The organism is Mesorhizobium sp. M0136 (assembly GCF_040322515.1).
In the GTDB taxonomy this organism is placed as follows: domain Bacteria; phylum Pseudomonadota; class Alphaproteobacteria; order Rhizobiales; family Rhizobiaceae; genus Mesorhizobium.
In genome coordinates this window covers 51,021-69,975 of the sequence record NZ_JAMYTP010000023.1, presented here as the reverse complement: position 1 = coordinate 69,975, position 18,955 = coordinate 51,021, and the positions used below count along the sequence as shown (strand labels likewise).

30 protein-coding genes and 2 tRNA genes are annotated in these 18,955 nt (G+C 63.6%); 9 read left to right on the top strand and 23 right to left on the bottom strand.

The features are described 5' to 3' along the window. The first annotated feature begins 333 nt into the window (after positions 1-333). Positions 334-690, top strand: a complete 357-nt coding sequence (locus tag NKJ35_RS24560; RefSeq protein WP_352477490.1) for a hypothetical protein — start codon at positions 334-336, stop codon at positions 688-690. A 40-nt stretch (positions 691-730) separates the two neighbouring features. On the opposite strand, the gene bhcR is transcribed toward NKJ35_RS24560, so the two are convergent. Continuing rightward, positions 731-1,588: an HTH-type transcriptional regulator BhcR gene (bhcR, locus tag NKJ35_RS24555; protein ID WP_352649906.1), complete on the bottom strand. Its 858-nt coding sequence runs from the start codon at positions 1,586-1,588 to the stop codon at positions 731-733. 202 nt (positions 1,589-1,790) lie between these two features. Here bhcR and gcl point away from each other — a divergent pair, with 202 nt between their 5' ends. Genes gcl through NKJ35_RS24540 form a run of 3 tightly spaced genes read left to right on the top strand, consistent with a single transcriptional unit; the run spans position 1,791 to position 5,320 of the window. Then, the gene (gene gcl, locus NKJ35_RS24550) at positions 1,791-3,572 is read left to right on the top strand and encodes a glyoxylate carboligase (RefSeq protein ID WP_352649905.1); all 1,782 of its coding nucleotides are present in this window, start codon (positions 1,791-1,793) and stop codon (positions 3,570-3,572) included. A gap of 23 nt (positions 3,573-3,595) precedes the next feature. Next, positions 3,596-4,393, top strand: a complete 798-nt coding sequence (hyi, locus tag NKJ35_RS24545) for a hydroxypyruvate isomerase (protein ID WP_352477493.1) — start codon at positions 3,596-3,598, stop codon at positions 4,391-4,393. 39 nt (positions 4,394-4,432) lie between these two features. Then, entirely contained in the window at positions 4,433-5,320 is an 888-nt protein-coding gene (locus NKJ35_RS24540) for a 2-hydroxy-3-oxopropionate reductase (protein WP_352649904.1), read from the top strand. 79 nt (positions 5,321-5,399) lie between these two features. Here NKJ35_RS24540 and NKJ35_RS24535 read toward each other — a convergent pair whose 3' ends face one another. Continuing rightward, complete coding sequence (locus NKJ35_RS24535; RefSeq protein ID WP_352649903.1) at positions 5,400-6,251, bottom strand: TrmH family RNA methyltransferase; 852 nt, start codon at positions 6,249-6,251, stop codon at positions 5,400-5,402. 201 nt (positions 6,252-6,452) lie between these two features. Between NKJ35_RS24535 and NKJ35_RS24530 the strand changes: the two genes are divergently transcribed. Both NKJ35_RS24530 and NKJ35_RS24525 read left to right on the top strand, forming a co-directional pair. Continuing rightward, positions 6,453-6,537, top strand: a tRNA-Tyr gene (locus NKJ35_RS24530). A 67-nt stretch (positions 6,538-6,604) separates the two neighbouring features. Further along, positions 6,605-6,678: transfer RNA gene (locus tag NKJ35_RS24525), tRNA-Gly, on the top strand. A 71-nt stretch (positions 6,679-6,749) separates the two neighbouring features. Here NKJ35_RS24525 and NKJ35_RS24520 read toward each other — a convergent pair. The 19 genes from NKJ35_RS24520 to NKJ35_RS24430 all read right to left on the bottom strand — a co-directional run bounded on the left by NKJ35_RS24520 (position 6,750) and on the right by NKJ35_RS24430 (position 16,610). Further along, positions 6,750-7,964, bottom strand: coding sequence for a hypothetical protein (locus NKJ35_RS24520; protein ID WP_352649902.1), 1,215 nt, complete (start codon positions 7,962-7,964; stop codon positions 6,750-6,752). After that, on the bottom strand, positions 7,957-8,208 hold the full coding sequence (locus NKJ35_RS24515) for a hypothetical protein (RefSeq protein WP_352649901.1): 252 nt from the start codon (positions 8,206-8,208) through the stop codon (positions 7,957-7,959). Before NKJ35_RS24515 ends, NKJ35_RS24520 begins: the two co-directional genes overlap by 8 nt. Beyond that, positions 8,205-8,420 carry a hypothetical protein gene (locus NKJ35_RS24510; protein ID WP_352649900.1) on the bottom strand — a complete coding sequence of 72 codons (216 nt, stop codon included), beginning with the start codon at positions 8,418-8,420 and terminating at the stop codon, positions 8,205-8,207. The genes NKJ35_RS24515 and NKJ35_RS24510 overlap by 4 nt, the downstream gene beginning before the upstream one ends. Then, the gene (locus NKJ35_RS24505; protein WP_352649899.1) at positions 8,417-8,878 is read right to left on the bottom strand and encodes an ASCH domain-containing protein; all 462 of its coding nucleotides are present in this window, start codon (positions 8,876-8,878) and stop codon (positions 8,417-8,419) included. The genes NKJ35_RS24510 and NKJ35_RS24505 overlap by 4 nt, the downstream gene beginning before the upstream one ends. Continuing rightward, positions 8,875-9,162 (bottom strand): hypothetical protein, encoded by a 288-nt coding sequence (locus NKJ35_RS24500; RefSeq protein ID WP_352649898.1) that lies wholly within the window; start codon positions 9,160-9,162, stop codon positions 8,875-8,877. The genes NKJ35_RS24505 and NKJ35_RS24500 overlap by 4 nt, the downstream gene beginning before the upstream one ends. After that, on the bottom strand, positions 9,159-10,286 hold the full coding sequence (locus NKJ35_RS24495) for a DUF5131 family protein (RefSeq protein WP_352649897.1): 1,128 nt from the start codon (positions 10,284-10,286) through the stop codon (positions 9,159-9,161). Before NKJ35_RS24495 ends, NKJ35_RS24500 begins: the two co-directional genes overlap by 4 nt. Further along, a complete protein-coding gene (locus NKJ35_RS24490) occupies positions 10,279-10,467 on the bottom strand; it encodes a hypothetical protein (RefSeq protein ID WP_352649896.1) in 189 nt (62 codons plus the stop codon). Before NKJ35_RS24490 ends, NKJ35_RS24495 begins: the two co-directional genes overlap by 8 nt. Further along, positions 10,460-11,014 carry a hypothetical protein gene (locus tag NKJ35_RS24485; RefSeq protein WP_352649895.1) on the bottom strand — a complete coding sequence of 185 codons (555 nt, stop codon included), beginning with the start codon at positions 11,012-11,014 and terminating at the stop codon, positions 10,460-10,462. The genes NKJ35_RS24490 and NKJ35_RS24485 overlap by 8 nt, the downstream gene beginning before the upstream one ends. Then, a complete protein-coding gene (locus tag NKJ35_RS24480; protein ID WP_352649894.1) occupies positions 11,007-11,243 on the bottom strand; it encodes a hypothetical protein in 237 nt (78 codons plus the stop codon). Before NKJ35_RS24480 ends, NKJ35_RS24485 begins: the two co-directional genes overlap by 8 nt. Next, entirely contained in the window at positions 11,243-12,376 is a 1,134-nt protein-coding gene (dnaN, locus tag NKJ35_RS24475; RefSeq protein WP_352649893.1) for a DNA polymerase III subunit beta, read from the bottom strand. The genes NKJ35_RS24480 and dnaN overlap by 1 nt, the downstream gene beginning before the upstream one ends. After that, positions 12,373-13,323, bottom strand: a complete 951-nt coding sequence (locus NKJ35_RS24470) for a DUF2303 family protein (protein WP_352649892.1) — start codon at positions 13,321-13,323, stop codon at positions 12,373-12,375. The genes dnaN and NKJ35_RS24470 overlap by 4 nt, the downstream gene beginning before the upstream one ends. 29 nt (positions 13,324-13,352) lie before the next feature. Continuing rightward, entirely contained in the window at positions 13,353-13,697 is a 345-nt protein-coding gene (locus tag NKJ35_RS24465; RefSeq protein WP_352649891.1) for a YfdP family phage-associated protein, read from the bottom strand. Between the two features lie 107 nt (positions 13,698-13,804). Beyond that, positions 13,805-14,122 carry a hypothetical protein gene (locus NKJ35_RS24460; RefSeq protein WP_352649890.1) on the bottom strand — a complete coding sequence of 106 codons (318 nt, stop codon included), beginning with the start codon at positions 14,120-14,122 and terminating at the stop codon, positions 13,805-13,807. A gap of 10 nt (positions 14,123-14,132) precedes the next feature. Further along, complete coding sequence (ssb, locus tag NKJ35_RS24455; protein WP_352649889.1) at positions 14,133-14,609, bottom strand: single-stranded DNA-binding protein; 477 nt, start codon at positions 14,607-14,609, stop codon at positions 14,133-14,135. Beyond that, positions 14,609-14,896, bottom strand: coding sequence for a hypothetical protein (locus tag NKJ35_RS24450; protein WP_352649888.1), 288 nt, complete (start codon positions 14,894-14,896; stop codon positions 14,609-14,611). The genes ssb and NKJ35_RS24450 overlap by 1 nt, the downstream gene beginning before the upstream one ends. Then, entirely contained in the window at positions 14,896-15,147 is a 252-nt protein-coding gene (locus NKJ35_RS24445; protein ID WP_352649887.1) for a hypothetical protein, read from the bottom strand. The genes NKJ35_RS24450 and NKJ35_RS24445 overlap by 1 nt, the downstream gene beginning before the upstream one ends. Continuing rightward, positions 15,144-15,845, bottom strand: coding sequence for a hypothetical protein (locus NKJ35_RS24440; RefSeq protein WP_352649885.1), 702 nt, complete (start codon positions 15,843-15,845; stop codon positions 15,144-15,146). Before NKJ35_RS24440 ends, NKJ35_RS24445 begins: the two co-directional genes overlap by 4 nt. Next, positions 15,842-16,360, bottom strand: coding sequence for a hypothetical protein (locus tag NKJ35_RS24435; RefSeq protein ID WP_352649884.1), 519 nt, complete (start codon positions 16,358-16,360; stop codon positions 15,842-15,844). Before NKJ35_RS24435 ends, NKJ35_RS24440 begins: the two co-directional genes overlap by 4 nt. Next, positions 16,353-16,610, bottom strand: a complete 258-nt coding sequence (locus NKJ35_RS24430; RefSeq protein ID WP_352649883.1) for a hypothetical protein — start codon at positions 16,608-16,610, stop codon at positions 16,353-16,355. The genes NKJ35_RS24435 and NKJ35_RS24430 overlap by 8 nt, the downstream gene beginning before the upstream one ends. Before the next feature lie 104 nt (positions 16,611-16,714). Here NKJ35_RS24430 and NKJ35_RS24425 point away from each other — a divergent pair, with 104 nt between their 5' ends. After that, positions 16,715-17,101 (top strand): hypothetical protein, encoded by a 387-nt coding sequence (locus NKJ35_RS24425; protein ID WP_352649882.1) that lies wholly within the window; start codon positions 16,715-16,717, stop codon positions 17,099-17,101. 119 nt (positions 17,102-17,220) lie between these two features. On the opposite strand, the gene NKJ35_RS24420 is transcribed toward NKJ35_RS24425, so the two are convergent. Beyond that, positions 17,221-17,490, bottom strand: a complete 270-nt coding sequence (locus NKJ35_RS24420; RefSeq protein WP_352649881.1) for a hypothetical protein — start codon at positions 17,488-17,490, stop codon at positions 17,221-17,223. Between the two features lie 419 nt (positions 17,491-17,909). Then, complete coding sequence (locus NKJ35_RS24415) at positions 17,910-18,296, bottom strand: helix-turn-helix domain-containing protein (RefSeq protein ID WP_352649880.1); 387 nt, start codon at positions 18,294-18,296, stop codon at positions 17,910-17,912. Positions 18,297-18,369: 73 nt separating this feature from the next. Here NKJ35_RS24415 and NKJ35_RS24410 point away from each other — a divergent pair, with 73 nt between their 5' ends. Together NKJ35_RS24410 and NKJ35_RS24405 are read left to right on the top strand one after the other, a co-directional pair. Next, complete coding sequence (locus tag NKJ35_RS24410; RefSeq protein WP_352649879.1) at positions 18,370-18,660, top strand: helix-turn-helix domain-containing protein; 291 nt, start codon at positions 18,370-18,372, stop codon at positions 18,658-18,660. Then, positions 18,657-18,854 (top strand): hypothetical protein, encoded by a 198-nt coding sequence (locus tag NKJ35_RS24405; RefSeq protein ID WP_352649878.1) that lies wholly within the window; start codon positions 18,657-18,659, stop codon positions 18,852-18,854. Before NKJ35_RS24410 ends, NKJ35_RS24405 begins: the two co-directional genes overlap by 4 nt. Positions 18,855-18,955: the final 101 nt, after the last annotated feature.

Genomic DNA, 18,955 nt, shown 5'->3' with positions numbered 1-18,955 from the left:
CAGGGCAGAGGGGTTGTTCCTGCGACCTCTTAGGACCTGGGTTCCTCGCCCGCCGCGAAGCAGGGGAGAGGTGGCCGCGCAGCGGCCGGAAAGGGGCCTTCGTAGGGCGCGGTCCCCTCTTCGTCGCGGCTTCGCCGCGCCACCTCTCCCCACTTCCGTGGGCGAGGAACCCAAGCTGGAATAAAGTCGCGCTCCGTCAGCCTCTCTGTCCTGTCGAACATCGCTTAAGGCGAGATCGGATGCCGCTTCAGCATTCGCCAACACTCTTGCCGATGTACAGGGATTTCCCGACAGCCTAATCTACTGCCGAGCCGAAATAGGGAGAGAGGGCGCTTGGGCGAGCACGATCCGAACGAAGAGCCGATCGAGACGGTTTTCCGCAACGGCACAATCACCACCGTCGGCATCCTGCTGGCGTTCTCGCTGGGCTTCATCACGCATTGGGCCGCCAACCCGATACCATGGGAAATCTATCACCTGGCCGCCGTCGTGCCGATTTTGATCGGCATTGCCCTGCAGATACGAGCGCTGCGGTTGCTGCTCGACATAACGTCTCTACAACGGCGCGTTTATGAACGCGCCAATCGGATCTTCATTGCCGGCCTCATCTTCACCGCCTGCGGAGTTGGGCTGGCGATGCTGCTTGATTTCTACGACCTGTCGACCAAGAGCGCGGTGCCCGGGGGCTAGCTCTGGCCATCCTGGCAGATGTCGCACCATTCGGCGCTGGTCAGCGCTGCCACGCGCTCGGTTCGCTACCAAGGCCGGGAGGGGTCGGCAGGCCGCCGATCATCCTCGTCACCTGCGCTGCTGCATCGCGCACCAGCGGGCCGATTTCGGCCAGCCGCTCCGGTGTGACCCGTACCGTCGGCCCGGAGACCGAGACGCCGCCGATCGGTTCGCCGAATTCGTTGAAGATGGCGGCGGCGACACAGCGCATACCTGGATGCCGCTCCTCGTCATCGACCGACCAGCCGCGCAGCTTGATCGTCACCAGATCGCGGGCGAGCGCCGAGATGTCGGACAACGTGTTTTCGGTGAAGCGCTCCAGCCCGGCCCGGCGCAGTATGGTGGCGACGCGCTCCGGCTCGAGATGCGCCAGCACCGCCTTGCCGATGCCCGAGGCATGGAAGGAACTGCGCGTGCCCGGCCGGAAGAAGGCGCGAATCGCCTGGTGCGTCTCGACCTGGCTGACGAAGACCACGCAATCGTCCTCGGCGACGCCGAGATTGGCGGTCTCGCCGGTCTTCTCCATCAATTCCTGCATGACGATACGGGCGCGGTCGACCAGCTTGCGGCGGCGCAGGAACGCTGCGCCCATGCGATAGGTCTCGACGCCGATCAACCACAGCTGGTCGGTGCCTTCGAACTCGACCATGCCATGGTTCTCCAGCGTCGTCAGCATGCGGTAGGCGGTGGATGCCGGCAGGCCGGAACTGGCGGCGATCTCGCTCAACGACAGGCCGCTGCCATCGGCGACGATTGCCAGGATGCGCAGCGCCCGGTCCAGCGACTGCACCGAGGCGGCCTCGGATGGCCCGTTGAAAGCGCGCGGCCGGCCGCGCTGGCGTTTTTCGGTGGTTTCCATGGATCCATCCTCCCCTGTTTTGCTCAAGCAAGCAATGAAAAAGTTTTTCACAACCCTGCGAAGCGAATTTATGGAAAACAGAAAGGCCAATCAATTCAAGCAGCAAGAGCCGTTCCCTAGAAATGAAAAAATATTCTGAAAAAATTGAAAAATAATCGACGCACTGGCATCATCAGGCGTCAACAATTCCGTGGAGGCTGACATGGCCAAGATGCGCGCGGTCGACGCAGCGGTTCTCGTTCTAGAAAGGGAAGGCATCTCGTGTGCCTTCGGCGTGCCGGGTGCTGCGATCAACCCGCTCTATTCGGCGCTGAAGGCGAGGGGCAGCATCCGCCACATCCTTGCGCGGCACGTCGAGGCGGCCTCGCATATGGCCGAAGGGTTTACCCGCGCCAGATCGGGCAATATCGGTCTGTGCATCGGCACTTCGGGTCCGGCCGGCACCGACATGATCACCGGCCTCTATTCCGCCGCCGCCGATTCTATCCCCATCCTCTGCATCACCGGGCAGGCGCCGCGGGCGCGTCTCAACAAGGAGGATTTTCAGGCCGTCGACATCGCCGCGATCGCCGCACCCGTCGCCAAATGGGCGGTCACCGTCATGGAACCCTATCTGGTGCCGATGGCGCTGCAGAAGGCGTTCCATCTGATGCGCTCGTCGCGGCCGGGGCCGGTGCTGGTCGACCTGCCGGTCGATGTGCAACTGGCGGAGATCGAGTTCGACATCGATGCCTACGAGCCGCTGGTGCCGTTCAAGCCGGCAATGTCGCGCGCTCAGGCGGAGAAGGCGCTGACGATGCTCGACGCGGCGGAAAAGCCTGTGATCGTCGCCGGCGGCGGGATCATCAACGCCGATGCGTCGGACCTGTTGATAGAATTCGCCGAAGTTACCGGCGTGCCTGTCATTCCGACGCTGATGGGCTGGGGCGCGATCCCCGACGACCACCGCCTGATGGCCGGCATGTGCGGACTGCAGACCTCGCATCGCTACGGCAATGCGACGATGCTCGAGGCCGATTTCGTTTTCGGCATCGGCAACCGCTGGGCCAACCGCCACACCGGTTCGGTCGACGTCTACACCAAGGGCAAGAAGTTCGTCCACGTCGATATCGAGCCGACGCAGATCGGCCGCGTCTTCGCACCGGACCTTGGCGTCGTCTCGGATGCCGGTGCGGCGCTTAAGATGCTGCTCGACGTCGCCACCGAATGGAGGACCGCCGGGAAATTGCGCGACTGGTCGGGCTGGGCCGGCGAATGCCGGCAGCGCAAGAAGACGATGAAGCGCAAGACCCATTTCGACCAGGTGCCGCTGAAGCCGCAGCGCGTCTACGAGGAGATGAACAAGGCGTTCGGCCGCGAGACCACCTATGTCACCACGATCGGCCTGTCGCAGATCGCCGGGGCGCAATTCCTGCATGTCTACAAACCACGCAACTGGATCAATTGCGGCCAGGCTGGACCGCTCGGCTGGACATTGCCGGCAGCACTTGGCGTTCGCGCCGCCGATCCGGACCGCACAATTGTGGCATTGTCCGGCGACTATGATTTCCAGTTCATGATCGAGGAACTGGCGGCCGGCGCACAGCACAAATTGCCCTACATCCATGTCGTGGTGAACAACGCCTATCTCGGGCTGATCCGCCAGGCGCAGCGCGGGTTTTCGATGGATTTCGAAGTCAGCCTGGCTTTCGAGAACGTCAATCGACAGGGCGATGCCGAAGCTGGCTATGGCGTCGATCACGTCGCCGTTGCCGAGGCGATGGGCTGCAAGGCGGTCCGGGTGCGCCGGCCGGAGGAATTCGCCGGTGCCTTCGAAGAGGCAAAGCGCCTGATGGACGAGCACCAGGTTCCGGTGGTGCTCGAATTCATCCTCGAGCGCGTCACCAACGTTTCGATGGGTACCGAAATCGACAAGATCACCGAATTCGAGGAGCTTGCCGAGCGCCATGAAGATGCCCCCACGGCGATCGTCATGCTCGATTAAGCCGCATATGAGGAACTACTGCCATGCCACGGTTTTCAGCCAATCTTTCGATGCTCTTTGGCGAGCATGACTTTCTCGACCGCTTCGATGCCGCTGCCCGCGCGGGCTTCAAGGGCGTCGAGTACATCGGTCCCTATGACCATGCGCCGGATGTCGTCGCGGCCAGGTTGAAGAAGAACGGGTTGACGCAGGTCCTGTTCAACCTACCTGCCGGCGACTGGGCCAAGGGCGAGCGCGGCATTGCGCTCCTGCCGGACCGCATCCCGGAGTTCCGGCAAGGCATTGCCAAGGTCGTCACCTATGCGCACGCGCTCGGCTGCGAGCAGGTCAATTGCCTCGCCGGCATCGCGCCGCAGGGCGTCGATCACTCAGTGCTGGAAGACGTCTTCGCCGAAAATCTGGCTTTCGCGGCGGAAAAGCTGGAGCAGGCCGGCATCAGGCTGCTGATCGAGCCGATCAACACCCGCGACATTCCGGGCTTCTTCCTTAATTACTCAGATCAGGCCCTGGCGCTGATCGACCGCGTCGGCTCGAAGAACCTGTTCCTGCAATACGACATCTATCACATGCAGATCATGGAGGGGGATCTCGCCCGTACCATCGAGGCAAACCTCGACCGCATCGCGCATATCCAGCTTGCGGATAATCCCGGCCGTCATGAGCCGGGGACGGGCGAGATCAATTTTCCCTTCCTGTACAACCACATCGACCGCATCGGCTATTCCGGCTGGGTTGGCGCCGAATACAAGCCGAAGGGTGGGACGGAAGCCGGACTGGGCTGGTTTCGGGATCTGGCCGGGCAGGGGAGTGCGGCGGCGTAGACGCTACGCATCGCCGCCTTACAAGAAACGGAGAAAGACATGGAAACCATCGGCTTTATCGGCCTCGGCATCATGGGTGCGCCGATGGCGGGGCATCTGCTCGACGCCGGCTACACCGTCGTCGTCAGCGATCATCGCTCGAAGCCGCCGGCCAATCTCGTCGCCAAGGGTCTGAAGATCGTCGCTGGCCACAGCGCCGTCGCGAAAATGGCCGACATCATTATCACCATGGTGCCGGATACGCCGCAGGTCGCCGATGTGCTGTTCGGCGAAAACGGCGTCGCGTCCGGGCTGACAAGAGGCAAGCTGGTCATCGACATGAGCTCGATCTCGCCGATCGAGACCAACGCCTTTGCAAAAAAGATCAACGACCTCGGCTGCGACTACCTCGACGCGCCGGTGTCGGGCGGCGAGGTCGGCGCCAAGGCGGCATCGCTGACCATCATGGTCGGCGGCGAGGAAAAAGCCTTCGAACGCGCCAGGCCTATCTTCGAGAAGTTGGGGAAGAACATCACGTTGGTCGGACCGAACGGCGTCGGCCAGACGACCAAGGTCGCCAATCAGATCGTCGTCGCGCTGACCATCGAGGCCGTCGCCGAAGCGCTTGTCTTTGCTTCAAAAGCTGGTGCCGATCCAGCCAAGGTGCGGCAGGCGCTGATGGGCGGATTGGCCGCCTCGCGCATCCTCGAAGTGCATGGCGAGCGCATGATCAAGCGCAGCTTCGCGCCCGGTTTCCGCATCGAACTCCACCAGAAGGACCTGAATCTCGCTCTCGAAGGCGCCAAGGCGCTCGGCGTCGCCCTGCCCAACACCTCGACGACGCAGCAACTGTTCAACTCCTGCGTGGCCAATGGCGGCGCCAAGGAGGATCACTCGGCGCTGGTCAGGGCGCTGGAGCGTATGGCGGGATGTGAAGTGGGTGAATAGTGAGCAGTGAGGAGTGAATAGTAGATGGCAGTGAGTAGTTGGTAATGAGTTGATCACGACCTACGTGCAGTCTCACCATTCACTCTTTCAAAAATTTCCTTGCCGCATAAAGGCTCACCGCCGCGGCATTCGACACGTTGAGCGAGCGGATGGCGCCGGGCATGTCGAGCCGGGCGAGCGTGGTCACCGTCTCGCGCGTTTTCTGGCGCAGGCCTTTGCCCTCGGCACCAAGCACCAATGCGATCTTTGCTCCGGCAAAGCTGGTTTCGAGTTCCGCCGGACCGTCCGAATCCAGCCCGATCGTCTGGAAACCGGCCTCGTGCAGCTGCTCCAGCGCATCGGCCAGGTTCTTCACCTCGATCTGGTCGATGTGTTCCAGCGCGCCGGAAGCCGACTTCGCCAGCACGCCGGATTCCTGTGGGCTGTGGCGCGCCGTGGTGATCAGCGCGCCGGCGCCGAAAGCCACCGCCGAGCGCAGGATCGCGCCGACATTGTGCGGATCGGTGATCTGATCGAGCACCAGCACCAGCCTGGTGTCGCCAAGCGCATCGAGGCGCTTGGGTTTTAGCGGCTCGGCCTCGATCAGCACGCCCTGATGCACGGCATCCGAGCCGGTGACCTTGTCGATGTCCCTGGGTTCGACCAGTTCCGCCTTGAAGGGCAAAGCGCCGAGATCGGCGATTGCCAGTCGCTCGGCAGCGTTGCGCGTCACCAGCATTTTTTTGATCTTGCGGCGCGGATTGTCGAGCGCCGCCCGCACCGTGTGCAGCCCGTAGAGCCGCACCAGCCCATCCGCGGCGGTCTCCCCGGGCGGCACCGGCTGGCGTGGCCTGAACGCCGGCGCGCCGCCGCCCTTCTCGTCGCGATGCGCACGGCGCAGCTTGGCGTAGTGGGTGTCTTTAGGGGTTTTGGGCTTGTTGTCGTTGCTCATGGCCGGTTCTATAGCCGTGTCGTCCGGTCATGGATACAGCCGCACAAGCTGCTTGTCGGGCGAGGTGTGAAATTCAGCGTTTTTTGCCGGGCTGTTGCGGTTGACAGTTTTGGACGCTCCCGCCATAAGGCGCTGCGCGGAAAGGCTGCTTTGGCGGCCGCGACGCGTCGATGCCTCGTTGCATGGCTCCGGCGGCAGACTGGAGAGGTGCCCGAGTGGTTAAAGGGGACGGACTGTAAATCCGTTGGCTATGCCTACGTTGGTTCAAATCCAACCCTCTCCACCACTGCCGGCCCGGAAGCCCTGAAACGCAGCGCGAGCGTCGGAGCGGATCCGATGCTTGACTGAAAGGCGCGGGTATAGCTCAGTGGTAGAGCAGCAGCCTTCCAAGCTGAATATGCGGGTTCGATTCCCGCTACCCGCTCCAGCCATCTACTTGAAATCATTGATGAAATCGCCTTCAAAAAAATGCGCCGTGTCACGCGTGTCACTGGCGTGTCACTGTCTTAGCTTGGCCCGCGCCTCGGCAACCTTGCGGTTGTTGTCGAGGTCGCCGTTGCGGACGTAGCCTTGCGTCGTCTTGGTGGTCGTATGGCCGGCCATCTTGCGCGCCGATTCGAGATCGGTGGCGATCTCGGCTTCCGAAATCGCGCCGGCGCGGGTGTCCATCGACCAGACGCTTGCCGGCACCTTCGCCGCGGTGGCCACCTCGCGAAAGTCGGTGGCATAATAATTTTCCCGATAGGGCAGGCCGGTCACTTCCGAGACGATCAGCGGCCCGAAGGCGGGCAGCTTGATGCGCTTCAGCACCATCTGCACCAAAGGGCATTTGCTGAGATCGTGCTCGGTCGCCGCTTTGTTCTTGGATGTGATGGGCACCGTCAGGACATTGTTGGCGGAGATGTCGGCCACCGTCAGGCCCCGCCATTTGGTGTTGCCGCGCACGATGCCGCCGGCATCGCCTGCCTCGACGGGAAGCCATTCGCCGATGATATGGATGCGGCGCAGCGCCGTATCCCATTGCAAAGCCTGCGTCAGCGCGATCGACGGCCGCTCAAGCCTGATCGCCTTGGCGCAGATGGCGAGCGCATGCCTGTATTCCATCTTGATGCGGCGCGGGTCCGGCGGGGCGAACTCCATCAGCGACAGGATCTCGCGCGCTTGCGCGCAGCCGTCCAGGCGTTCGGTGGTGCCGAACGACAGGACCGATCGCAGCTTGCGGATGGCACCATGGGCGCGGCGGCGCCGGCCCTTCGATCCCCATTGCTCGAACCAGCGGCGGAAATCCGAGCCGACCAGGTTGCGCACCAGGCGCTTGCCGACGGTGTCGACAATCAGCTTCAGCGACGGATCATAGTCGCGGATGCGGGTCGAATGCTTCAGCGCCTGATAGGGCGATTGCGGATGTGTCTTGTAGATCAGGACCGCCGACGTGACCGAACCGTCATATTCCGGGCTCTTGCCGTGGCCTTCCAGATCGGCGAGCAATTCATCGGTCCAGGTCTGGCAGATTTTCGAGATGGCCTGGTCGTCGGTTGTGACGTCCGGATGTTCAAGCATGGCTTGGGCGATCGCTTCATCGGTGATCGGCCGCGGGTCGAGCGCCTTCGGCGCCTTCCTGCAAGCCCGCTGCGGCACCCAGTAATGGGCGCGGCTGCCATCCGCCCTCGGCCGGTACTTGTAGCCCGGCCGGTCCTTTCGCTGTTCAGTCATTAAAATTTTCCTCTCCGTCCACGGCGGCGGGAATGCCGCCGGCACGGGAAGGAGAGTCCAAACCGGCGCGCCGGTCAAAGAAAACTTCGACGGAACGGCGATCGGTCTTGTTCACAAGCTTGTCGCGGGGCGGAAAATGGCGCGTGGCGCGCAGCCGGTCGAGTGCGCGCTCGGACAGGCCGAACCAGGCGCGCAGCTCCTGGTCGGTCATAAAGCGAGGCACGAATCGCTCGTCCAGCTTCATGGCTTCGCCTTCCGGATAGCGTTGCCGCTGGTGATCATCGCAGCGCCGTCGGCGAACTCGACGCGGACCGAGTTGAAGCGGGCAGGCTTTGGCCGGCCGAAGCCCGGCAAGGCGAACGAGGCGGTACCGGCGCGGCTGCGCGCGGTCACGCGGCAGGGCTGGTCTTTGCGGCCGTGACGATCCCAGCGAAAGAGGTAGGGAAGGGCGGTCAAGCCGGCCTCCAATCCCAGAAGCCTTGCGCGCCCTTGGCGGGCTGGATCGGTTCCAGCGGCTCGATCGCGGTCAGCGGCCACGCCCAGTTGCTATGCTCCTGACGGTCACTGTCGTTCAGCCTGGCGCCGAATTCGGAGACTATCTCGAAGGCGCGCCGCGGCTGGCCGAGCACGGCCGTGCCGACGATCGAGGCGAGCGGCAGGGCGAACGGATTGGAATGCCAGCGCTCGAGCATGGCCAGCGCTTCCGGCTTCAACGCCGTCGACCAGGCCTCGGCCGAGCGGAGGCGAATGATCAGATCGGCGATCTCTGACTTCTTCACCGGCCGAGCGCCGGCATGGATGGCAATCCGCTGCCCGCGAATTGCCACAGGCGCGGGCCAGCCGCGAAACTCGTAGGGTTTGACACCGGCGATGATCAGCGTCGCCCAGGGCTGCCAGATGGTCAGCGCTTTCATTCCGCCACCTCGTAGCCGATTGGAAAGGTCTCCATGCGATAGCCATGCCCCATGGCATTCTCCCAGAACTGATCGCAGAAATAGCTGCTCGTCTTGCTGGTGAGGCCTTGGAACAGAAATGCACGCAGGAAGGCTCGCTTGAGACCATCCTTGACGCGAATGGTCTGCGCCTCCTTAAGACTGAAGCCGCCATAGCCCTGACGCGCGAAATCAGAATGTGTGGCGACGACGTGCCCGTCAGGTGCCGTCACAACCCCGCAAACGCCTTGATGCTTGATGGTCATGCGCTGGCCTCCGGCATTGAATTATGTTCGACGCCGTCGAGCAGCCGGCCAGCGCGGCGCTTTCCGAAGCGACGTGTCGCCTGCTCAGCCGTCGCTGTTCCTCGGGCAACCGCGGTTTGTGCTTCTCCGCTCCACGGAAGTCCGGTCGGTCTAAGGTCAAGGTTGAACGCTGGGCCGAACTCTCCCCATTGCTTGAAGAAGAACGGCACGCTGGCGGCAGCACACTGGTCGCGGATCGAGCGCGCCCATGCGGGATTCATCGGGCGTGCGTTGTGGCCGCTCTCGCCGCCGACGATGATCCAGTCAAGTTTTCCGCCCTCGTGACGAAGCCCGACATCGATGTCGCCCAGCCGCTTGCCGGAAGGGTCACGCGCTTCGGCCCCCATCTCTCCGACAAGCGCGTTCAACCAGGTCGCATCTTGCGCATTTGTTGGCCAGTGCGGGTCAGGATGGCCGCCGCAGTCTTGGAAGGTGTCGGTCCACTCGCCGATGCGATCGAACCGAATCGGCCCCAGCAGCGGCTCGGCCGAGGCGAAGCGGATTGCCGCCGGCGTTGCCAGCAGCTCGGGGACGCGGTCGTCGGCTTCCTTCTGCCGCTCGGCCGAGACGCCAAGCCAGACGTTAGGGATGGGCCAAACCGTTGCGCGAGCCTGGGGGATGACACCCTCCATTACCATGTTCATGCCGGCGACCTCGACTGCGTCCTTGCGCCAGCGCTGACGACTGTCCCGCTGTGTCAGATATTCCCGCATCCGCTTCGAGCGCTTGGTCAGCACCTGGAATGTGTGCCGCGGCGCCAGCGCCATGACGGCGAAGACCCTGTCGATCCATTCGTCCGGCACGTTTTCGGCAAACAGGTCGCCATGGGCGCAGACGAAGATCTTGCGCGGCTTCTTCCATGCGATTGGCTGGTGAAGCCATTGCCGGTTGAGCCGCACCTCGCCGCTCCAGACCGGGCCGATGACAGTGTCACGCGTCAGGCCCTTGCGGCTGTCGATGTGCTTCAGCCGGGTGCCGGCGAGCTTCATGGCGTAGCAGTTGGTGCAGCCGGGCGAGACGATCGAGCAGCCGGTGATCGGGTTCCAGGTCGCGTCCGTCCACTCGATCGAGGAATGGTCAGCCATTCTGGCCTCCCTGGTCGACCAGGCCCCAGCCATACTCGCCGTCGACCAGGCGCGGCTCGATCCTGCCCTGCTCATAGAGTTGCAAAGTCGCTTCGAAGAGTTCCGCCGGCATCTCTGCGCGCGCGGCTGCAATGGCGCGTTCGGCAAACGAGCCGAAGTCCGTGGCGGCGCGATCAGCCATCGAGCGCCTCCAGCATCCTGCCATCGGCCGAGACGCGGAACTTCACGCCTTGCGACCAATAGCCCATGTCGACGGTGATCCGCACGCCGTCGGCGGCGACCGGGGCGGACATGTCGGCGAGCGCCTTGGCGAATTCGTCCATCGTGTCCATGCAGGTTTCGTAGTCTTCGTCCCAGGCGAACCAGTTGGACGCGGCGATGCGGGCGGATGGCGGCAGGTCGGCGGGCTCGGCAGGCAGCGCCTCGGGCTGGAACATGTCGACCGTCCTGTCGTCGCGGGGATCGTCCAGCGACCAGGTGCCGTCGGGCATCAGCGTGATCTCGACGGAGCCGCGCGGTTCGTGCCAGACGAATTCAACGACCTCGCTCGGCTCCAATGTGGCGACGACACCGCCTTCCGGATCGTCTTCATTGCGGATGATGGTGACGCCGGACACGGTCGGCGAAAGCCAGTCCTCGGCGCGAACGCGGCCGGGCGGCATCGATTCATCAAACATGGCGGCAGGCCACCATTTGCGCGACGAGCGGAAGGTCGGGAGATCAAGCATCGGCCTTCTCCTCCAACAACGCCGTTCGGCCGGCGTCGGTGAGGACATAGACACCGTCTGTCGGCTCACCCCACGCGTTGGTGCTGCCCTCGACGGCTATGAGGCCGCCCCTCTGAAGCAGATGCATCATGTGCGCGCGCGGATACGCCAAGTCGTATGGACTTGCCCTACCTCCTCGCGAGCGAAGCTTCTGGAGGACGTGCTTGCGAGGTTCTGTCAGCTTCATCATCAAACCCTCATTGGCATCAGGACGAAGAGCGGTTTCAGGCCGGTCTCGTCGGCGGTTTCCGGCTGGATCAGCGTCGGCGAGCCTGGGTCGCCGAGGCTGAACACCAGGCGTTTGCTTGTCGCAGCGTTGAGCAGGTCGAGGCAGTAGCGGCCGTTGAAGCCGATCTCGACGCTTGATCCTTCGCCATGCTCGATCGTGACTTCGTCATTGGCGCTGCCGGCGTCGGGATTGTTGGTGGTCAGCACCAGGTTGCCGCCGGCCTCGAAGGCGAACTTCACCGCGCTGCCGCGTTCGATCGACACTGTGGTGACCCGGTCGACGGCGCCGGCAAGTGTTTCCCGCTCGACCGTGAAATGGTTCTGGTTGCCGGTCGGGATGACCCTGACATAGTCGGGAAAGCTGCCGTCGATCAGCTTCGACAGCAGAGCGGCCTTGCCGGTCTCGACGCGGATCTTCGTGTCCGACAGGCTGACCTTGACGGCGCCCTTGTCGCCGAGCAGCTGGCGGATCAGCCCGACCGTCCGGCGCGGGATGATGATGCCCGGCATGCCGGCGGCGCCCTCGGGCACGGGCATGCTGAACTTGGCCAGGCGGTGGCCGTCGGTGGCGACGGCGTTCAGATAGTGTTCGCCGGCATGCCAATAGATGCCGTTGAGATAGTAGCGCGTCTCCTCGCTCGATATGGCGAAGGAGACGGTGTCGAGCATCCGCTCGAACAGGCCGGAATCCAGCTCGAAATTCTGGCTGAAGGTGCCCTCGCTCATCGTCGGGAAATCGGTCGACGGCAGCACCTGGATCTTGAACCGCGACCGGCCGGCGGTCAGCGTGGCGAAATCCTTCTCGGCCAGCAGCGCGATCTCCGCGCCCTCCGGCATCTTGCGCACGGCGTCGTGCAGGATCGACGCCGGCAGGGTGAAAGTCTCGTCCTTGCCGGCCTGGCAGGCGAGCGACGCGCGCAACTCGCAGTCCATGTCGCTGCCGGTGATGGTCAGCGTGCCCGCCTTGGCGTCGATCGCGAGCAGGACGTTGGCCAGCACCGGAATGGTGGTCCGCCGTTCGACCGCCTTGTTGACGAGGCCGAGCGCGGGAAGCAATGCCTCCCGCGCCGCGATGATGGTGTTGGGCTTGCTCACGCCGACATCTCCGGCGTGCCTTCATAGGTCGGCAGACCCGTCTTTTCCCGCGCCTCGCCGAGCACGTCGCGGACATGCTGGGTGATGAACTGGTCTGGCCGGTATATCTGATAGAACCAGACGACCTTGCCGCCCGCCGGCCGGTAACGCAGGCGCACCGGGATGCGCACCTTCTCGCCCATGAAGAACGGGGCGATGTTGAGCATGAAGATGCCCGGCACCTTCAGCGGCTTGCCGTCGGCTCCGTTATGCGTCTCCTCCCAGGCGATCTGGCCTTCGCCGCTCTGCAGTGTCGTCGAGGCCTTGACCTTGCTCTCGACATTGACCTGCAGGCCGCGCGACAACTCGACCAGCTGCGCCGGCGTGGCGATCGTGGTGGCGAAGTCGCGCTCGTACTGGAGCTTCTCGTCTTCGGTTGGCGACGATAGTTCGGCGACGCGATCCTCGAGGAACCAGGCGAAGTCGGCCTGGTCCATCTTGGCGCCATCCCCGGCCACCCATTTCTGCCATTCTTCCGACAGCGGGAAGGCATAGTGCACCCGGTGCTTGCCGAAATTGGCATGGCCTTCGGCAAGCTCGTGATAGTCGATGATCGTCGTCAGGGTCGGCTTGCGCCAATCCATGTTGGCGAAGATGGCGCTGTGCTCGGTCTGGTGGCGGACCGTCAAGTTGCAGAAGGCCTCGAAGGTCTGCGCTACCGCCTGGCCGGTCTTGCGGGCAGGATGCTGCCGGTAGGGCTCGAACAGCCGGTCGAGAGCTTCGATGCCCGGCACCGTCCCGCGCTTGAGCAGCACCGGAATGGCTTCGGGCAGGCCTGGAACCTTGGCGCTGTTGGCAAGGGTTGCGATCTCGACGCCTTCCGCCTTGGCGCCGAGCCAGGCAGCGGTGTTGAGGTCGAAGGCTGATAGTTGTTTGGGGTCGGCGGCAATGGCGTTCTTGTCGGTCATGTCGGTTCCTCTCGGGTTTGGGCCTTGGGTCAGGACTGCTGGCGATCTGCGGCCGCGCGCGGGCCGCCGAACATGTCGGTCTGCTGCGGATGCTCGGTCGACAGCGAGCCGTCATCCAGCACCCAGTAGAAGGAGGAGCCGCGCGCCGGCTTCGGCCGCTTCGAATCGATCTCGCATGAAATGGTCGCCGTGCCGGCCTCGACCTCGAGATTGAGCTTGAGGGTGACGTTGCCCTTGATCTTGGTTTTTGGCCGGTCGCCGGAAAGCTCCTTCAGCTTGGCCAGCGTCTCGGTGATCTCGGTCGACATGGCGGCGGCGACTTCGCCGCCTTCCAGCATGCCGATGATGGTCTGTGCATCGCGTATTTTTTTCATGGTGTCCTCACGGCCGTGCGCCTGCCGTCGAGTGTGACCGAACCGAAGGTGCCGGCAGGCTGGCCTCCGGACGGGGCGGGCAACGAAGCCCGGCCCGCAGTGGCGGGCTATAAGGGGATGTCGTCGTCGAGCTGCCGGCGTGCGATCACTTGCGCGTCAGCCTCTGTCAGCAGGCCGCTCAAGACCCTGATGGTCTCATGCGCACGGACGTTGCGATTGAGGGCGGCCGTCAGCTCCTGGTAATATTGCGAGAGGCGCGTTTCGAGACGTTCGACCTCCGACTGCAACTGCAGGATCCGCTTTTGGTAGGCAGCATTGCCTTTGCCGCTGACGGCGAGCTTGCGCGCGCTGTCCATCGCTTTCGCCTTGGCGACTGTAACAATAAGCGTTCTGCCATTGACCTTACGCTTGACGTGCGTCTGCATCGTCCTCTCCTCAAAACGGGATTTCGTCGTCGAGCGTCTCGCGCAGGCCGGGCGACTGCTGGTCTGGAGACCGCTCCTGGCGGCTCGATGCACCGCGCTGGGTGCCGTAATCGTCAGGGCTGCGCGCCGGATGATCGGCCTTGTCGAGCATCTGCAGTTCGCCGCGGAACTTCTGCAGCACGACTTCAGTGCTGTAGCGAGGCTGGCCGGACTGGTCTTCCCATTTGCGGGTCGAGAGCTGGCCCTCGACATAGACCTTCATGCCCTTCTTCAAATACTGCTCGGCGACCTTGCAGATGTTCTCGTTGAAGCAGACCACGGTGTGCCACTCGGTCTTTTCCTTGCGCTCACCCGTCGTCTTGTCGCGCCAGCTTTCCGACGTGGCGACGCGGAAATTGACCACGCTGTCGCCGCTGTTGAGGCGGCGGATTTCCGGGTCGGCGCCGAGATGGCCGATGAGGATGACCTTGTTGACGCTGCTGGCCATCAGCGACCTCCTGCAGCCTGGAGGCGGAGCAGCTTCGCCGTCTTCTTAAGCGTCGACGCGCTGCCGGCGGCGAAGTTGCGGCGCGAACCGTATTGCTCGGCCATACTGCCGCGCCAGATGACCGGCGTACGCTTCGGCGCGAGCTTGCGCTTCTTTCGGCTGGCGGGCTGGCTGAGGGTTTGGACCCGCGCGGGGATAATCGCCTGCTGAACGGGTTGGAAAGCCGAGGCCGACGCGAGCAGAGCTGCCGCCATCGCTGTCGATTTGCCAAGTGACATGATTGCCATCAGGCGGTCCTTTCGTCGGGTAGGGTGATGAGCGCACGGCCGGCTGGCGCGTTCGGGTCTGGCAGCGTCAGCGCGGCGATCTGGGCCTCGAGGTCGGCAATCAGGTCGTTGCGCAGGCTGGCGGCGAAGGAGGCGGCCAGCACGATCTCGCCGGAATTGTAGAGCCGCTCGCCGATCAGCAGGCGCAGCGGCTCATTGGCGCGCAGGCGCTCGACGGTGTCGTGCCAATGGCGGATGGCGGACTCGCTCACGCCGCCCTCACCACAATGCCGAGATAGCGCTCCAGCCGGTCGAGGAAGGCGATCTCGGCCTTCATCGCGCCCCATGGCTCGATCGTCCCGGTCAGCCTCGGCGGCTTCAGCCCTTTCGGGATGCATCGCGGGTCGGCGTTCGGTCCGAACAGGGCGAGCGCTTCGGCGACCAGCATCCGGTCGTCCATGTCCTTAACCTGGCGGACATAGAGCGGCATGCGCGTGATGTCGGGCAGTTGCGCCGCCTCGTAGATCGCCAGATCGATGCAGCGTTTGACTTCGCCGATGGCGCGATGGACGAGTTTCGCGATGAACTCCGGCCGGTCGAGCTTGGCCGCAGTGGCCAGCTTCTCGACCCAATACTGGATCAGGTCAACAGCCGGCCGGGTCACGTCGCCGAACGGATATTCGTGTCCGTCATGCAGCACGAAATATCCGGCAAGCACGCTGTCGCCGGTCTCGCGGAAGATCGCGTCGGCGCCCATGACGGAATGCTGCGCCACCGAATAGGCGGCGCCACGATAGATGCCGTTGAAGCGGGCAATCTTCGACAGCGCGTTGGCCATATCGGCGAAGTCGATGTCAGCGGCGGTCGGGTTGATCAGATCGAACGCCGTGCCGTCCGAGCGGAACGCCGGAACGACGGCCGATCGCTTATCAGCGTTCCGCTTTGAGATGTGCCGCACCTCCTGGTTCATTGCGCCACCTGCGGCAGCGTCTGCTCGACCGCCTTGATCACCGCCTCGCGGTTAGCCGGGAAGATCGGCAGGCGGTTGAGGTAGAGAGACAGAAGTCCAAGGCAGCGCTCGCGCTGGCCGGGCCACGGATCGAGCACGAGGGCCGCGCGCGCCGTGCAGTAGCGTCCCCAGTCGACAAGGCGGGCCTGTGTCTCCTTGGTGTCGCGCGGCAGGGGCGGCCGGTTAGGCAGCGGTGCCCGCGCCTTCTCGATGATGTCGGCCATCAGATCGGGCCTGGCGTTGACCTGCCGCACGCTGGCGGTGCTTGCCAGTTTTGCTGCCGCATCCCTGAATTCGGCAATCTCGGCCCAGGTGAAGCCGGCGCCGACCAGGTCCTTGCCGCGCACTCCGCCGCCGACCGCAAACAGATCGCGCATCGCCTCGGCCATTTCACGGCAGCGCGGATGCGCGTCGTCGGCATCCTCGGGAAACACCGGCCGCGTCTGCGGCGAGCGGAAGTCAGCTTGATTAAGCATAACAGTTGGCCTCCTGGACCCGTTCAATTGCGGAAAGAAGTTCTGCCTGCCGGGCAGGCGCCGCCTGGTCTTCGAACCGGCTTTCCATGTTGGTGATGGTCGTCCGGAGTTGATCGTCGGACAGGCGGTCGCGCCAGTCGGCCCAATCGCGTTGAACGCCCGGCATGGTGTCGTAGCCGAGGCATTCGAGCGTCTCGATCAGATCGCGCCTTTCGGCCGACATGCCCGCAGGATGCTCGCCGACGTTCATCAGGCGGCTCCGAAGATCACGGCGGCGCAAAACAAGATGGCCGTGACCGCCGCCAGCGAGGCGAGGTTCTTGGCCAGCGAGTAATCCTCGTGATAGCCTCGCGAGTGCTGCAGGCGCTCACCTTCGATGACGCCGAGATTGCGCGGGGGAGCTTCATGCGACAATTGATATTGGCGGCGGCGCTGGTGACGGCTTGGGCCGGGCAGGGGCTGGCAGATGACCCGGCCGTGCTCGGCCGCGCCGGCATGGAACAGGTTTACGTGTGGCGGGACTACGATTCGTGGAGCGAGGGGCTGGCGCTCGTTCGGGCCGGTGTGCACGAGACCGATCCGCAAATGGTCCTTCGGTTGATGGCCTGCATTGCCAAGAAGGGTGACCACGCGGTGATTGTCGGGCGTGCTGGCGTTGCCGCAAAGACCGTCCTGGTCATTGACGGGGAGCAGAAGGGCTGTCGCGGCTTTGTGACCGACGAGGATCTTGGATTGCGATGACACCGAGAGCGCTCCACCGTTGAGACGATGGGCAAAGTGTGAATTACTCACATCATAGTGTCAAGCGGAAATGTGATAAACTCACACTGCACGAAGCGGGAGTGAGAATCAGCTAGAGCTTATGGAGCGCGTTTGCGCGGCTTGGCCGCAAGCACGGCCGCCAGTTCGCTGGCTAGCCGCAACGCCTTTGTACGGTCTTCTTCGTCGAGCGGCGCCAGGTAAGCGGCGATGATCTCGCCGAACTGCATCGCGAGGTCTTCGCCGAAGGACCGCTCCAGCCTGTCGTTGACCTCGCGGTTGAGGCTCTTGCGCCCCCGAACCTCTTCCAGCCTCGACTTGAGTTCTGGCGACAGGCGGACATGGAAACTGGGGCGTGGCGGTCGTGACATGCCCCGACTTATCGCCGAAAGGTCAAGCCTTCGAAATGGTTCCAGATTTAGCCGAAAACTGGTACTACTTTCCCCGCTATTCACAGGGCATGGTTACAGGTTGAAATATTCTGGTGATGAAACGGCAACGGTTGTGTACGTATCAAAATGGGACAACCAGACGGCAGTAAAAACTGATTTGACAAAATCAGAGGAAATTGTTCCTATTTTCGCGCCGTTCGGTTTGGGAGAAGAGAGAAAGTGATCCAGTACGAATCGCGCGAAGCGGCGGGCGAGCAGGCGATGGCGAAGTTGCGCGCGATTGCGGAATCGCCGCATTCAAGGGCGGCGCTCATAGCCAAGCGGATCGACAGGGACACGCGATCGATCGCTGCGGCGATGAGGGAAATCCACGGCGGTCGCTGGCGCGTGCTGATCGATCACGATTCCGGGGTGGTTGCGGTTTCGCGGGATTTCTCGGCACCGCTCGGCTCGCCAAGCGCGAATCTGGCGTAGGTCAGCACGGCGGCCTGGACCTCCCGCGGCGCCGCCGCCAGACGCGTGAAAACCTCGCGCAACTCGTCGCTGCCATCGATATCCTGCGGTAAACCTTCGCCGGTAATGAGCCAGGCCTCCCTGACCTTATAGGCGCGAGCATAGTCCTTGGCCGCGCGGGTGATGCCGGTCCTGCCGCTCTCGTGCTGGATATAGGTATTGTAGTTAAAGCCGAAACGCTTCGCGGCGGCCTTCGCATTGTCGAAGCCGCGCATCTCGCGGGCCTGGCGTAGGCGCGCGGCCTGCTCGTCTATTCGGGTTACATCCGTCATGGCGTGACTTTTTCACATTTCCGCTGTGAGTTTCTACTTGACAGATTGATGTGACTTTCTCACACTACCGCTCATGTTGGATCATTCGTTCGAACTAGAGACGGACAAAGCAGTCGATGTGGTCGCCCTGCGGGGCGCGCTCGGTTGGACGCAGCAGCAGCTCGCGGACCATTGCGGCGTCGATCGTTCGACCGTCTCCACCTGGGAGACGCGGCCGCCGGCCAAGGGGCCGGCTCTGATCCTTCTGCGCCAGCTCCAGGCGTCGCTTTCCGATGCTGCTCGCCCCGGCGGCGTCGCGGCCGGTCCCGAAAAATTCCCCCAAGCCGGGACCGGCCACCCCCATTGCAGCGAGGCGGCCGAATGACCGCGCTCCGCTGCTCGCCTTCGCTGACGTTGCTGCCGCCGCCGGCAGAACCGGTGCGCCGGCTGCCGCCAAAGACGCTGCGGATGTTGAAGCTGCTGTCCGCCTTTGCCCGCGAGCACCCTGCCGATCTCTTGGCGCGCCTGTTGCGCGACGAGGCGAGGCGGATGCTGCGCCTGCCGAGAGAACCGCCGTGAGGCTGTGAATGCGGGTTTTCATGCCCGCGAGTTGAACCCTTTCCACTTCGTCCCGCCATGGGAAATGCAGCCCGCATTTCCCACGCCGGGAAAACTGTGCC